Genomic DNA, 13,714 nt, shown 5'->3' with positions numbered 1-13,714 from the left:
CCACTAGACCCACGACACGCCGTCTAAAGCACCACGTTTGCGCCTATAGCCCACTTTCCCGCACCAGCAAGCCGAAAAGTCACACAAAACCAACACGTTTTATCCTTTAACCCATAACCCCCAAGTGGGCAGGCTACCCGGCAGCCCAGTTCGCGGGGCGCCACAGGCGACAAAACCCCGGAGCCTGGGCAGGTTCCGGTGTTGAGTGGCGGAGGATGGGGGATTCGAACCCCCGAGGGCTTGCACCCAACACGCTTTCCAAGCGTGCGCCATAGGCCACTAGGCGAATCCTCCGTGCACATCGTGCCGGACAATCATAAGCGATAAACGCCTCGATGCGCCAATCCACGCCAATGGAGCGGGTCACAGACGCTGCTACATCAGGCAGATGAGCATGAATACGAGTGCCATGACGGCGCTGTAGGTGAGGGCGGCGATGGATTCATGCATGCCGACGCGGTCGGGTAGGTTGAGTGCGCGAATGAGGGCGATGGACGCCAGGATGACGGCGAGGACCAGTGGGATGATGAAGACGCTGAAGACGCTGACCCACAGGGCTGCTCGCGCCAGCGGGTTGGTGATGGGTTTGGGCGAGGTGTAACCTCCGTCGGCGAAGACTGCGCGCAGGTTGACGTATTCGGTCCCTGGGAAGCGGGTGATGCTTGGATGAATCGGTGTTGGGGCTGTGGGGGCATACCCGAAGCGGTCGCCTGCGGTCCCCGTGGCATGAGCCCTCGGGTAGGGGGAGGTCATGCCGCTGCGCGGGGCACTCATCGACGAGGCCTGGGCTGTCATTCCCGGGAGCGCGCCGCTGGGTGCGGGGGTGGGGGTTGGTGCCTGTGCGCTCATGCGTCCACTATCCCATACGGGAAGGGGCGTGCACCACACTTTGCGTGTGGATGCGGTTTTTCAGTAGTAAATTCCGCGGCCCGGCGCCTGAACGCGCTACCCTGGTGTTCCGACCGGTACGGCCATCCCGCCCATCAACTGATCGGATTTGTACGCGCATGAGCGAAACGAAGACTTCGTTGTTCCGTTGGAAGCTTCACGGTAACGGCACATCTATTAATCCCGGTGACGTCGTCCTTCCGGGTGAGCGGCTGTCGTGGCCGCGCACCGTTGGCATTGGCGCCCAGCATGTGGTCGCGATGTTTGGTGCGACGTTCCTTGTTCCGTTGTTGACGGGTTTCCCTCCGTCGACGACGCTTTTTTTCACCGCGGTCGGCACGCTGCTGTTTTTCCTGATTACGGCGGGTCGTCTGCCCTCGTACTTGGGTTCCTCGTTCGCCCTGATCGCCCCGATCACTGCGGTGTCTGCGTCTCTGGGTTCTTCTTATGCGCTTGGCGGCATCATTGCGACTGGCGCGACGCTGGCCTTCGTCGGCTTGGTCGTTCATTTCGCGGGCGTGCGTTGGATTGATGCGGCGATGCCGCCCGTGGTGACGGGCGCGATCGTGGCTCTCATCGGCTTGAACTTGGCGCCCGCCGCGTGGAACTGGGTGAAGGAAGGTCCGATCACGGCTGTCGTGACGATCGTGTCGATCTGCCTGGTGACGGTTCTTTTCAAGGGTATCCTGGGTCGTCTGTCGATCCTGATCGGCGTGTTGATCGGCTACGTGGCCGCGATTCTTCAGGGTCAGGTCGACTTCTCGACGGTGAGCAAGGCCGCCTGGATTGGTTTCCCCGAGTTCCAGGCCCCGAGCTTCGCCCCGTCGACCTTGGGTCTGTTCCTGCCGGTTGTGTTCATCCTGGTTGCTGAGAATGTTGGCCATGTGAAGTCGGTGTCCGCGATGACGGGTGAGAACTTGGATGACCTGACGGGCCGTGCGCTTATGGCCGACGGCTTGTCCACGATGTTGGCTGGTAGCGGCGGTGGTTCGGGTACGACGACTTACGCTGAGAACATCGGTGTCATGGCGGCGACCCGCGTGTACTCGACGGCCGCGTACTTGATCGCGGCTGGTGTTGCCTTGGTTCTGTCGATGCTGCCGAAGTTCGGCGCCTTGATTGCGACGATTCCCGCTGGTGTCCTCGGCGGTGCGGGCACGGTCCTGTACGGGATGATCGGCATGCTGGGCGTGCGCATTTGGGTGCAGAACCGCGTGGACTTCTCGAACCCGGTGAACTTGAACACCGCTGCGGTCGCTCTGATCGTCGCGATTGCGAACTTCACGTGGAAGATCGGCGACATGTCTTTCGAGGGCATCGCGCTGGGTACTGGGGCGGCTCTGCTGATCTACCACGGGATGCGCCTGATTTCGAAGGTGCGCGGCACGAACCTGGAGGCGGCGACGCCAGCGTCGGCGCCGTCGGGTTCGGAGTTGGAGGGCGAGGCGTATTCGAAGCGTCGCCGCTCTCCTGCGCCGCAGGCTGACGCCTGATCTGACGCGTTCATTGACGAGGCCGGGGTCTGGTCGTTCTCTCACCGCGCGGTGGGAGCGGCTGGGTCCCGGCCTCGTTTATCCCTCCCAATTTCGCACGTAATTCCCCGAGCACGCCCCGATCCCCATCGTGGCGATGCGCAGAATTTCAACGTTTGCGGGCACGCCTACAAAGTGACCGACTGAAAATTACGTGCGACTTTCAGAGGAGGACCGAGGCTCCGAGGGCAGCGACAGCGACGAGGGACCCGAAGACCGCAAGGGCGCGGAGAACGCAAGGGCGCGGCCCGGCGCTCAGTCGTCCGCCCCGCCGCGCAGCTCGTCGAGCAGGCCGGCGGTGATGATGCCGGAGGGCAGGGCGACGACGGCGACGCCCATGAGTGAGGAGATCATGGCGATGGTGCGCCCCACGTCGGAGGAGGGGTAGAGGTCGCCGTAGCCGACGGTCGTCAGGGAGACGACCGCCCAGTACACGGCGTCGAAGAAGGTGTTGAAGGTGTCGGGCTCGACGTTGAAGATGACGAGGGCACTGACGAGGATGTAGCCGATCGCCAGGCAGAGGACGGCCAGCAGCGCCTCCCGCTGTTTTTCGAACACGGCGGCGATGGCGGTGGTGCTCTTCGAGTAGCGGATGAGCTTGAAGGCCCGCAGCGTGCGGAACAGGCGGAGGACTCGCAGCGTGCGCAGCGCGTCGTTGAGGGCGTTGAATACGGGCAGGATCGATGCCAAGTCGATGATCGCCATCGGCGTGAAGGGGTAGATCAGGAACGACAACGCGCCTTTGCGTAGCTTCAGGTCCGCCGTCGCCCAGCGGGCCAGGTAGTCGACGATGAACACGAGGACGCACGCGTACTCGATCGTTTCGAGGATGGGGCTGGATTCCTTGAAGCACAGGGGAAGGAGGCTGGCGATAATGAGCACGGTCATGACGCGCCCGTACCACATTGCTGCTCTCCCATCGCCGTTTAGCAGGGAGTAGAGACGTTTCCGCACCGTTGACACTCCTCATTGATAGACGCGTGACGCACCAAGAAAACTCACCCGCCACTGGGAACCCCCGTGCACGAAGCGAGGGGCACGCTTGTCAGTCGCCGACACCACGCACTGTAGCACCGCACGGGGGCCCGCCGACGACGCCCCGCACGCGGTTCGAGAGCCGTTCGACGAGCACACAGCGGCGACCTATTTCGCGAAAGCATCAACGAGTCTCCCCTCACACTCACTATACATATCAATTATTTCCACGTAATATGTTGACCATGACAACAGATGCGTCATCGCTGTTTACGGCCCTCGTGAGCGCGGAACTACGCGCCTGGAACGCGGTCGAGTCCGCGCTCTGCGAGGCGAACAACCCCCTGTCACTGGGCCGCTTCCTGGTCCTGCGCGCCGTGCGCGACACCCCCGCCTGCCGCATCCAGGAGGTGGCCGCGAGTCAGGGCATCACGCTGGGCGCGGCCTCACGCCTGGTCGACCGCCTGCACCGCGACGGACTGCTCCATCGGACGCCGTGCGAGCACGACCGCCGCGCCACGATCCTGACGGTCACCGACACGGGCATGACCCACCTCGCCAGCGCCGAGGCCATCGTCGCCGCCGAGCAGGAACGACTCCTCGCACCCCTCTCCCCGGGCCAGCGCGAACGCCTCGCCCACGCGCTCGCCCTCATTGACGAGGCCGCGGACCCGACGCGCGCGGACGCGCAGGGATGCGGGAAGGGGCGCGCATGATCCGCTTCGACCACGTCTCGAAGACCTACCCGGGCGGAACGAAGGCCGTCGAAGACTTTTCCCTCCACGTCGAGCGCGGCTCGACGACGGTCCTCCTGGGAACCTCGGGCTGCGGAAAGACGACGCTCATGCGCATGGTGAACGCGATGGTCACCCCGACCTCGGGCGCGGTCTTCGTGCGCGGCGCCAACGTCGCGGACGAGGACCCGGTGCGCCTGCGCCGCTCGATCGGCTACGTCCTGCAGGAAGGCGGCCTGTTCCCGCACCGCACGATCGCGGACAACATCGCGACCGTGCCGCGCCTAGAGGGCGTCGGCAGGAAGGAGTCCCGCGAGCGCGCCCTCGAGCTCCTGGGTCTGGTGGGCCTGGACACGCAGATGGCCGATCGCTACCCCTCCGAGTTGTCGGGCGGGCAGCGTCAGCGCGTGGGGGTCGCGCGGGCGCTGGCGAATCGCGCGGACATCCTGCTGATGGATGAGCCTTTCGGCGCGCTCGACCCGCTCGTGCGCGCGGATCTGCAGCGGGAACTGAAGGAGATTCAGCGCTCGCTAGGCACGACGATCCTGTTCGTGACGCACGACGTGGACGAGGCCTTCACCCTGGGCGACCAGGTCGCCGTCCTGTCCACGGGCGGGCACATCGAGCAGGCGGGTCGCCCACTCGATCTGCTCACCTCCCCGGCCTCCACCTTCGTCGCCGACTTCGTGGGGGCCTCGCGCGCGGCGCGCCCGGTGCGCGTGACGGGCTCCCACGGCCTGGTCGTGGACGAGGCGGGAACCCCGGTGGGCACGCTCACGCACGGCACGCTCACGCAGGGAGGAGACGAGGCCTCGGCCCCCACGGCCCCCTCGCCCGCGCCGCGCGGAGGCGCCGATCCCGCCGGAGCGCGCCCATGACCTGGCTGTCCTCGAACCTGGCGCTGATCGGCGAGCTGACCGCGGAGCACCTGTGGATCGCCCTGCCGGCGATCGCGCTCTCGGTCGCACTCTCGGTGCCAATCGCCCGCTGGGCGGCGTTCTCGCGCCGCGGCGGCTGGGCGCTGTCGGCCCTGTCGGCCCTGTACGCGGTGCCGTCGCTGCCGCTTCTGGTGGTGGTTCCGGTGATCATCGGGGTGGCGCTGCGTTCGAGCGCGAACATGATCGCGGTGCTCACCCTGTACGGCGTGGCCGTCCTGGTGCGTCAGGCGGCCGAGGGTTTCCGTGCGATCCCGGGCGCGACCCTGCGGGCGGCGAACGCGTGCGGCTACTCGCTGCCGCGCCGCTTCGTGGAGGTTGAGCTGCCCCTGGCGACGCCGGTCATCATCGCGGGGACGCGCGTGGTGGCCACGTCCACGGTGTCGCTCGTGACGGTGGGCGCGTTCATCGGGGTGCGCTCGCTGGGAACGCTGTTCACGGACGGTTTTCAGCGCGGCATCACCGCCGAGGTCGTGGCCGGCCTGGTTGCGACGGTGCTCCTGGCGCTCGCGGTGGACGCGGCTGTGCAGGGGATCGGCTGGGCGCTGACCCCGTGGGTGCGGAGGGGGAGGGCGTGAGTATCGTCTTGGAAGCCCTGAGGTGGCTTGCGACCCCGGCGAATTGGGTGGGCGAGTCGGGGATCCTCGCCCGTAGCGCCGAGCACCTGGGGTTGACCGTCCTCATCGTCGCGCTTGCGGCGCTGGTGTCACTGCCCGTGGGCACGTGGATCGGGCACACGGGCAGGGGCCGGTGGCTGGTGGGTGCGACGGGCGGAGCCCGGGCGGTGCCCACCCTGGGCGTGCTGACGCTCGCGGGCCTGTGGCTGGGCATCGGCCTGGCGGCTCCGACGCTGGCGCTTCTGGTGCTCGCGGTCCCGCCGCTGCTGTCGGCGACGTATTCGGGGATTGCCTCGACGCCGCGTGCGACGGTGGATGCCGCCCGCGCGATGGGGTTGACTGAGCGTCAGATTCTTGTGGGTGTCGAGGCGCCCCACGCGGCGGGCCTCGTCGCGGCGGGTGTGCGCTCGGCGACCCTGCAGGTGATCGCGACGACCACCCTGGCGGCTTACACGGCGAACTATGGCCTGGGCCGCTTCCTCTACGCGGGGTTGAAGACCCGCGACTACGCGCAGATGATCGGCGGCGCGATCGTCGTCGTCGCGCTCGCCCTTCTCGCGGATGCTGGGCTGGCGGCCGCGAGCCGCGCGCTGCGCGCCCGCACTCACTCGCTCCCGGACGCGGGAGACAACTCACTCAAGGAGTCACTATGAAACGCTCGATGATCACGCTCGCGGCCGCCGCCGCGTCCGCCCTGGTCCTGGCCGCCTGCGGGTCGGCGCAGACCGTCGACGGGGGCACCACGGCCTCGTCGACGATCGTCGTGGGCTCGCAGGATTACTACTCGAACGAGATCATCGCCGAGGTCTACGCGCAGGCCCTGGAGGACGCCGGTTACACGGTGGATCGACAGATGCGCATCGGCCAGCGCGAGGTCTACATGCCCGAGCTCTGGGCCGGTTCGATCGACGTGTTCCCCGAGTACACGGGCAACCTGTTGCAATACCTGGATTCCGACGCGACCGCCCGTTCGACGGATGAGGTTTACGCGGCGCTGACCGGCGTCCTTCCGCAGGGGCTGCGCGCCCTCGACCAGGCGCCGGCGACCGACCAGGATTCCTACGTGGTGACCTCGGACTTCGCCGCGGAGCATTCGCTGACCTCGATCGGCGACCTGGCCGGGGCGGGGCCGCTGACCCTGGGCGGGAACTCGGAGCTTGAGACTCGCCCGTATGGCCCGACCGGCCTGTCGCGGACCTACGGGGTGACGGTGGCCTTCACGCCGATCGAGGATTCGGGCGGCCCGCTCACGGTCAAGGCGCTGAGGGACGGGGACATCCAGCTGGCGAACATCTACTCCTCGGATCCGGCGCTGGCGGACGGCACTCTGACGGTCCTGGCGGATCCGCAGGGCCTGTTCCTGGCCTCGCACGTCGTCCCCCTGGCCTCGGCTCGCGTGGACGATGCGGCGGCCGCCGTCATTAACCGCGTGAGCGCCGCGCTTGAGCCCGCGGATCTGGTGGAGATGAACCGCGCGTCCACGCAGGAGCAGCGGTCGGCGTCGCAGATCGCCCGGGAGTGGCTGTCCTCTAAGGGTTTGCTTTCCTGACGTGTCCTTCCATGGACGAGGCCGGGGCTGGGGAGCGCGTTCGTGTTTCGCACCCCGGCCTCGTTGATCGTGTAGTCGCCCACAAATTCAAACCTTTATGTGACACACACCATTATTTGACCTACTTTTTACGTTTGTAACCAAAATGTAATGCGCACATGATGGACTTACCCACTACGTTTCACGAAAGACGAGCTACTCTCAGACCATGACCACGGGCAAGGCCCCACGGTCCCAACCATCAACCAGGAGGAAGTAACCATGAACCTGAAAAAGGCATGGCTCGCCATCCCCGTCGGCGCTGCGCTCGCACTGAGCGCATGCTCCAGCGGCATCAACGCCAACGCTGTCGTCATGAACGGCTCCGAACCGCAAAACCCGCTCCTGCCGGGCATGACCAGCGAAAACGGCGGCGGCAAGATCCTGTCCGCACTCTTTAGCCAGCTCGTCCGCTACGACACTGACGGCACCCCCGTCCTCGACGTCGCCGCATCCATCGAACCCAACGAAGACAACACCCTCTGGACCGTCAAGCTCAACCAGGACCGCAAGTTCTCCGACGGCACCCCCGTCAAAGCCGAGAACTTCGTCCGCGCCTGGCAGCTCATCACCACCAAGGAACAGACGCAGGCCTCCTTCTTCGACTCCTTCGAAGGCACCAACGAAGAGGGCAACGGCGACCTGTCCGGCGTCCAGGTCGTCGACGACTACACCTTCACAATCAAACTCAAGCAGCCCAGCTACGACCTCGTCAGCCGCCTCGGCTACACCGCCTACGCGCCGCTGCCCGACTCCACCCTGAACGACCCCGATGCCGGCGGCCAGAACCCGGTCGGCAACGGCCCCTACAAGCTCGCCTCCAAGACCGCCTGGGATCACAACGTCCAGATCTACCTGGTCCCCAACGATTACTACGTCGGTGCCGAGAGGGCCCAGAACGAAGGCCTCGTCTTCAAGTTCTACCAGTCAATGGACGCCGCCTACAACGACCTCAAGGCCGGCAACCTGGACGTCATGGACGCCATGCCTTCCTCGGCCATTGGCTCCTACCAGGACACCTTCGCCGGACGCTCCGTCAATGACCCCTACGCCGGCATCATGACGCTGACAATCCCGCAGTACCTCGACCACTTCTCCGGCGAGGAAGGCCAGCTGCGCCGCCAGGCCATCTCCATGGCCATCAACCGCGACGAGATTACCCAGCAGATCTACTCGGGCACCCGCACCCCCGCCAAGGACTTCACTGCCCCCACACTCGAAGGCTACTCCGAGAACCTGGCAGGCTCCGACGTCCTGACCTACAACCCCGACAAGGCTAAGGAACTGTGGGCCCAGGCCGACGCCATCGCCCCGTGGGACGGCACCTTCGAGATCGCCTACAACTCCGACGGCGGCCACAAGGAATGGGTGGACGCTGCCGCGAACTCCATCAAGAACACGCTGAACATCAGCGCCGAAGGCAAGCCGATCGTCGACTTCAAGACCATGCTCCAGCAGGAGGATGAGAAGACGATTGGCGCAGCCTTCCGCTCCGGCTGGCAGGCCGACTACCCGTCGATCTACAACTTCCTGCAGCCGCTGTACGTGACCGGCGCAGCCTCCAACAAGGGCTTCTACTCCTCCCAGGAGTTCGACAACCTGATCACCCAGGCTGCCGGCGCCGCCACTGAAGAAGACGGCATCGCCATCATGCAGCAGGCCCAGGAGGTCCTCCTGAAGGACCTGCCCGTCATCCCGCTGTGGTACTACAACGTCAACGGCGCATGGAACGACAAGGTCGACAATGTGACCTTCGACTGGCACGGACTACCGGTCGCCTACAAGATCACCAAGACCTCGACAGACAAGAAGTGAGTTCTTAGGAACCATCCTCACGAAGGGGGTGGGTGGCAGCAGCCGCCCACCCCCCTTCGCGCAGCAACCACCACTAAACCCAAAACCCACGCCAACACACGGGCCACGCGCGCACCAAACGCGCCCCCAGCCTCGTCGAAGCCCACATCGCAGACCACACCTGTCAACCACAATCAGGGAAACACACCTGATTCGCTGGCCACATAACGACCCCCACTACTCATTTGCCCATTCTTTACCCTATGATGGGACACATAGGCAGCCCCGCCCCCAGCGGGGCGCACGATCGGGAGCGGCACAGCGCCCATCCCTCGACACGAACCTAAAGGATTGCCCATGCTCCGCTACATCGGACGGCGACTCCTCCAGACCATCCCGGTCTTCTTCGGAGCCACCTTTCTGATCTTCGCGATGGTCTACCTGATGCCAGGTGACCCCGTTGCCGCGCTCGGCGGCGACCGCGGCCTCACCGAGGCGGCCGCTGCGAAGATCCGCGCCGAGTACCACCTCGACCAGCCTTTCTGGATGCAGTATCTGCTCTACCTCAAGGGCGTGTTCACCCTTGACTTCGGCAAATCCTTCAACCAGCAGCCCGTCATCGACGTCATGGCTCGAGCCTTCCCCACCACGATGGCGCTGGCCGTCTACGCGCTCGCCATCGAGTCCATTTTCGGCATCACGCTGGGCACAATCGCCGGCGTTCGCCGCGGCGGCTGGTTCGACTCCACGATCCTCGTGTTCTCACTCCTGCTGATTTCGGTGCCGACCTTCGTCCTCGGCTTCGTCCTACAATTCCTCCTCGGCATCAAACTCGGAGTCTTACCGGTCACAGCCAGCGTCTCCGTCGACTTCGCCTCCCTCACCATGCCAGCCATGGTGCTCGGCGGCGTCTCCCTGGCCTACGTCATCCGACTGACCCGCCAGTCCGTCTCCGAGAACGTCTCCGCCGACTACGTGCGCACCGCCCGCGCCAAGGGCCTGACCAACCGCGCCGTCATGTCCCGCCACATCCTGCGCAACTCCCTCATCCCCGTCGCCACCTTCCTCGGCGGCGACCTCGGCGCCCTCATGGGCGGCGCCATCATCACCGAGGGCATCTTCAACATCAACGGCGTCGGCGGCACGCTCTGGCAGGCCATCCGACTGGGCGAAGCCCCCACCGTCGTGTCCATCACGACCGTGCTCGTCCTCGTCTACATCCTGGCCAACCTCGTCGTTGACCTCCTCTACGCCGTGCTCGACCCGAGGATCCGCTATGAGTGACATCATTCCCTCCGCCAACATTGCCCGCACCCGCGCCGGGCAGGACCACTACGTCTCCGACATCGACGAGACCGGCCTCGGAGCCGTCGACGCCGTACCCGACGAGGGTGCCCCCTCCTCGATGTGGGGCGAAGCCTGGAAACGACTGCGCGTCCGCCCCCTCTTCTGGTTCGCAGCCGTCATCATCTTCGTGGCCATCATGATTTCGCTCTTCCCGTCGCTGTTCACCAGCCAGGACCCGCGCTACTGCGAACTCGCACGTTCACTGAAAGCACCCGAACTGTGGAGCCATCCCTTCGGATTCGACAAGCAAGGCTGCGACATCTACTCGCGCGTCATCTACGGTGCCCGCGCCTCCGTCTCCGTCGGCGTGCTCACCACAATCGCCGTCGTCATCATCGGCGGCACGATCGGTGCCATCGCCGGCTACGTCGGCGGCTGGATTGACTCGCTGCTCTCGCGCATCACCGACGTCTTCTTCGCGATCCCTCTGCTCCTGGCGGCCATCGTCTTCATGCAGATGTTCAAAGAGTCACGCTCCATCGCCATGGTCGTCGTCGTCCTGTCAACCTTCGCCTGGACATCCATCGCGCGAATCACGCGCGGCTCCGTCATGAGCGCCAAGAACGAAGAATTCGTCACCGCGGCACGCGCCACCGGCGCCTCGCGCGGACGCATCCTCATGAGCCACATCATCCCCAACTCGATGGCCCCCATCATCGTGTACGCGACCGTCGCACTGGGCACCTTCATCGTCTCCGAGGCCTCACTGTCCTTCATGGGCATCGGCCTGCCGCCCACGATCGTCTCCTGGGGCGCCGACATCTCGACAGCCAAGGACCAGCTCAGCGACGCACCCATGGTGCTCTTCTACCCGGCCGCCGCCCTGGCCCTAACCGTCCTCAGCTTCATCATGATGGGTGACGCCGTGCGCGAAGCCCTCGACCCGAAGGCACGCAAGTGAGCGAAACGAACAACCCCGCCCCCTCCGACAAGGAGATGGAAGAGATCGTCGAACGAGCCGTCGCCCCCAGCGCGGCCCCGGCCTCGTCCCCCATCCACCCCGACGACGAGCGCCCCCTGCTCAAAATCACCGACCTCGAGGTCACCTTCACCTCCTCAACGGGCATCGTCCCCGCCGTACGCGGCGCGAACCTGACCATCTACCCCGGCCAGACCGTCGCAATCGTCGGCGAATCCGGCTCCGGTAAGTCCACGACCGCCGCCGCCGTCATCGGCCTACTGCCCGGCACAGGCAAGGTTGCGGGCGGCACCATCGAGTTCGACGGACGCGACATCACCCACCTGTCCACCAACGAGTGGGTGGCCCTGCGCGGTTCCGGCATCGGCTTGGTCCCCCAGGACCCCATGAGCAACCTGAACCCCGTGCTCCGAGTGGGCACGCAAGTCAAGGAAGCTCTGGTCGCGAATAACGTCGTACCCAAGTCCGAAGTCGGCCAGCGTGTCACCCAGCTTCTGGAGGAAGCAGGCCTGCCCGATGCGGAGCGCCGCGCCAAGCAGTACCCGCACGAGTTCTCTGGCGGCATGCGCCAACGCGCCCTCATCGCCATCGGCATGGCCGCGCACCCCAAGCTGCTGATCGCCGACGAACCCACCTCCGCCCTGGACGTCACCGTTCAACGACGCATCCTCGACCACCTCGGCAAGCTGACATCTGAAATGGGCACCGCCGTGCTGTTTATCACGCACGACCTCGGCCTGGCAGCCGAACGCGCCGAACAGCTCGTCGTCATGCACCGCGGTCGCATCGTCGAGTCCGGCCCCGCCCTGGAGATCCTCCAGCACCCGCGCCACCCCTACACGAAGCGCCTCGTGTCAGCCGCGCCCTCCCTGGCCTCAGCCCGCATCGAATCCGCCCACAAGCAGGGCATCTCCGTCACCGAGGAGGAACTCACAGGCGCCGGCAAAGGATCGACCTCCACGGAGGCCATCATCCGCGTCGAAGGCCTCACCAAAGAGTTCGACATACGCGGCGCTAAGAAGGGCAACAATACCTTCCTGGCTGTCGACAACGTCTCTTTCGAGCTGCGTCGCGGCACGACCCTCGCCGTCGTCGGCGAATCCGGCTCCGGCAAGTCAACCGCAGCGAACATGATCCTGCAGCTCCTCAAACCCACCGCTGGAAAGATTTTCTTCGACGGTGTCGACACCTCGACAATGAGCCGCACGGAACTGTTCCACCTGCGCCGCCGCCTCCAGGCCGTCTTCCAGAACCCCTACGGGTCACTGGACCCGATGTACTCGATCTACCGCCTCATCGAGGAACCACTGAAAATTCACGGCTACGGCACCCTCGAGTACGCCGCCCAGGAGATCAAGCGCGCCGAGGCCACCGGTCGCGAACCCGAAGAGTGGATGACGAAACTCGTCGAAGCATCCGAGGGCAAGCGCACGCTCACCGCGGCCGAGAAGCGCGAACTCAATCCGAAGAAGCTGCGCATCGAGCGCGCCGCCGAGCTGCTCGACATGGTGGCGCTGCCTCGCTCCGCGATGCGTCGTTATCCGAACGAACTCTCCGGTGGTCAGCGCCAGCGCGTGGCCGTCGCCCGCGCCCTCGCGCTCAACCCGGAGGTCATCGTCCTGGACGAGGCCGTCTCCGCCCTGGACGTGCTGGTGCAGAATCAGATCCTGTACCTGCTCAACGACCTGCAGGCCCAGCTGGGCCTGTCATACCTGTTCATCACGCACGACCTGGCGGTCGTCCGCCAGATCGCCGACGACGTCATTGTCATGGAGAAGGGCAAGCTCGTCGAGGCCAACTCGACGGACGAGCTGTTCAACAACCCGGTTCAGGACTACACGCGCGAGCTGATCGAGGCCGTCCCCGGCCGCAACATCCAGCTCAACCTGTGAGCAACCGGCACACGCGAGTGTGGGGGCCCGAGGCGCGGCGCCTCGGGCCCCTTGCTGTTTCGCCCGCTGCGGCGCTTTGGGCCTCTTGCTGTTTGCTGTGCCCGGGTTCCGGGCTGTGCGTTCCTGCCTCGTCGGGCCGGGCTGCTTGGTGTGCCGGGCTGCTTGGTGTGCCGGGCTGCTCGTCAGTTCTGTTGTGCCGCTATGTACTGATCAGTCATGCCCGCCAGCCACCAATGTCGCACGTAATTCCCCGGAACATGTTTCAGACTGTGACATCCGACCGTTGGAATTGCAACGTTTGTGGGCTATCTCGAAAAATGACCGAGTTAAATTACGTGCGAAACTAATCTGGCGCTCACCACGGTTCCCCCGCGGGCACCGTGGCCTGGCCCGAGCCCACCGGCGCTCGCTGCACCGTTGGCGATGGGGGTTTTGCACCATTAGGAGCCTCCCTTCGGCGTGTCGCCGGCGTGTCGCGCCTCTAATGATGCAA

At 65.3% G+C, this 13,714-nt stretch carries 12 protein-coding genes and 1 tRNA gene; 10 read left to right on the top strand and 3 right to left on the bottom strand.

What is annotated here, in order from left to right:
• Window positions 1-206: 206 nt before the first annotated feature.
• Together RYL44_RS02365 and RYL44_RS02360 are read right to left on the bottom strand one after the other, a co-directional pair.
• A tRNA-Ser gene (locus RYL44_RS02365) sits at window positions 207-294 on the bottom strand.
• A gap of 81 nt (window positions 295-375) precedes the next feature.
• The gene (locus tag RYL44_RS02360) at window positions 376-849 is read right to left on the bottom strand and encodes a hypothetical protein (RefSeq protein WP_314974979.1); all 474 of its coding nucleotides are present in this window, start codon (window positions 847-849) and stop codon (window positions 376-378) included.
• Between the two features lie 158 nt (window positions 850-1,007).
• On the opposite strand from RYL44_RS02360, the gene RYL44_RS02355 reads away from it, so the two are divergent.
• Window positions 1,008-2,381 carry a uracil-xanthine permease family protein gene (locus RYL44_RS02355; RefSeq protein ID WP_276740482.1) on the top strand — a complete coding sequence of 458 codons (1,374 nt, stop codon included), beginning with the start codon at window positions 1,008-1,010 and terminating at the stop codon, window positions 2,379-2,381.
• A gap of 294 nt (window positions 2,382-2,675) precedes the next feature.
• Here RYL44_RS02355 and RYL44_RS02350 read toward each other — a convergent pair whose 3' ends face one another.
• On the bottom strand, window positions 2,676-3,374 hold the full coding sequence (locus RYL44_RS02350) for an ion transporter (RefSeq protein WP_314974978.1): 699 nt from the start codon (window positions 3,372-3,374) through the stop codon (window positions 2,676-2,678).
• A 266-nt stretch (window positions 3,375-3,640) separates the two neighbouring features.
• Between RYL44_RS02350 and RYL44_RS02345 the strand changes: the two genes are divergently transcribed.
• From RYL44_RS02345 to RYL44_RS02305, 9 genes are all read left to right on the top strand, one after another.
• Entirely contained in the window at window positions 3,641-4,111 is a 471-nt protein-coding gene (locus tag RYL44_RS02345) for a MarR family winged helix-turn-helix transcriptional regulator (protein WP_314974977.1), read from the top strand.
• Entirely contained in the window at window positions 4,108-5,007 is a 900-nt protein-coding gene (locus RYL44_RS02340) for an ABC transporter ATP-binding protein (protein ID WP_314974976.1), read from the top strand. The genes RYL44_RS02345 and RYL44_RS02340 overlap by 4 nt, the downstream gene beginning before the upstream one ends.
• Window positions 5,004-5,642: an ABC transporter permease gene (locus tag RYL44_RS02335; protein WP_314974975.1), complete on the top strand. Its 639-nt coding sequence runs from the start codon at window positions 5,004-5,006 to the stop codon at window positions 5,640-5,642. The genes RYL44_RS02340 and RYL44_RS02335 overlap by 4 nt, the downstream gene beginning before the upstream one ends.
• On the top strand, window positions 5,639-6,334 hold the full coding sequence (locus RYL44_RS02330) for an ABC transporter permease (protein ID WP_314974974.1): 696 nt from the start codon (window positions 5,639-5,641) through the stop codon (window positions 6,332-6,334). Before RYL44_RS02335 ends, RYL44_RS02330 begins: the two co-directional genes overlap by 4 nt.
• A complete protein-coding gene (locus RYL44_RS02325; protein ID WP_314974973.1) occupies window positions 6,331-7,230 on the top strand; it encodes an ABC transporter substrate-binding protein in 900 nt (299 codons plus the stop codon). The genes RYL44_RS02330 and RYL44_RS02325 overlap by 4 nt, the downstream gene beginning before the upstream one ends.
• Window positions 7,231-7,491: 261 nt before the next feature.
• Window positions 7,492-9,084, top strand: coding sequence for a peptide ABC transporter substrate-binding protein (locus RYL44_RS02320; protein ID WP_314974972.1), 1,593 nt, complete (start codon window positions 7,492-7,494; stop codon window positions 9,082-9,084).
• Between the two features lie 336 nt (window positions 9,085-9,420).
• On the top strand, window positions 9,421-10,347 hold the full coding sequence (locus RYL44_RS02315; protein ID WP_073983632.1) for an ABC transporter permease: 927 nt from the start codon (window positions 9,421-9,423) through the stop codon (window positions 10,345-10,347).
• A complete protein-coding gene (locus RYL44_RS02310; RefSeq protein WP_276740472.1) occupies window positions 10,340-11,311 on the top strand; it encodes an ABC transporter permease in 972 nt (323 codons plus the stop codon). The genes RYL44_RS02315 and RYL44_RS02310 overlap by 8 nt, the downstream gene beginning before the upstream one ends.
• On the top strand, window positions 11,308-13,221 hold the full coding sequence (locus RYL44_RS02305; RefSeq protein ID WP_314974971.1) for an ABC transporter ATP-binding protein: 1,914 nt from the start codon (window positions 11,308-11,310) through the stop codon (window positions 13,219-13,221). Before RYL44_RS02310 ends, RYL44_RS02305 begins: the two co-directional genes overlap by 4 nt.
• Window positions 13,222-13,714 lie beyond the last annotated feature (493 nt).

Source organism: Actinomyces bouchesdurhonensis (genome assembly GCF_963540955.1).
Lineage (GTDB): Bacteria > Actinomycetota > Actinomycetes > Actinomycetales > Actinomycetaceae > Pauljensenia > Pauljensenia bouchesdurhonensis.
This window is presented reverse-complemented; position numbering and strand designations above follow the sequence as displayed.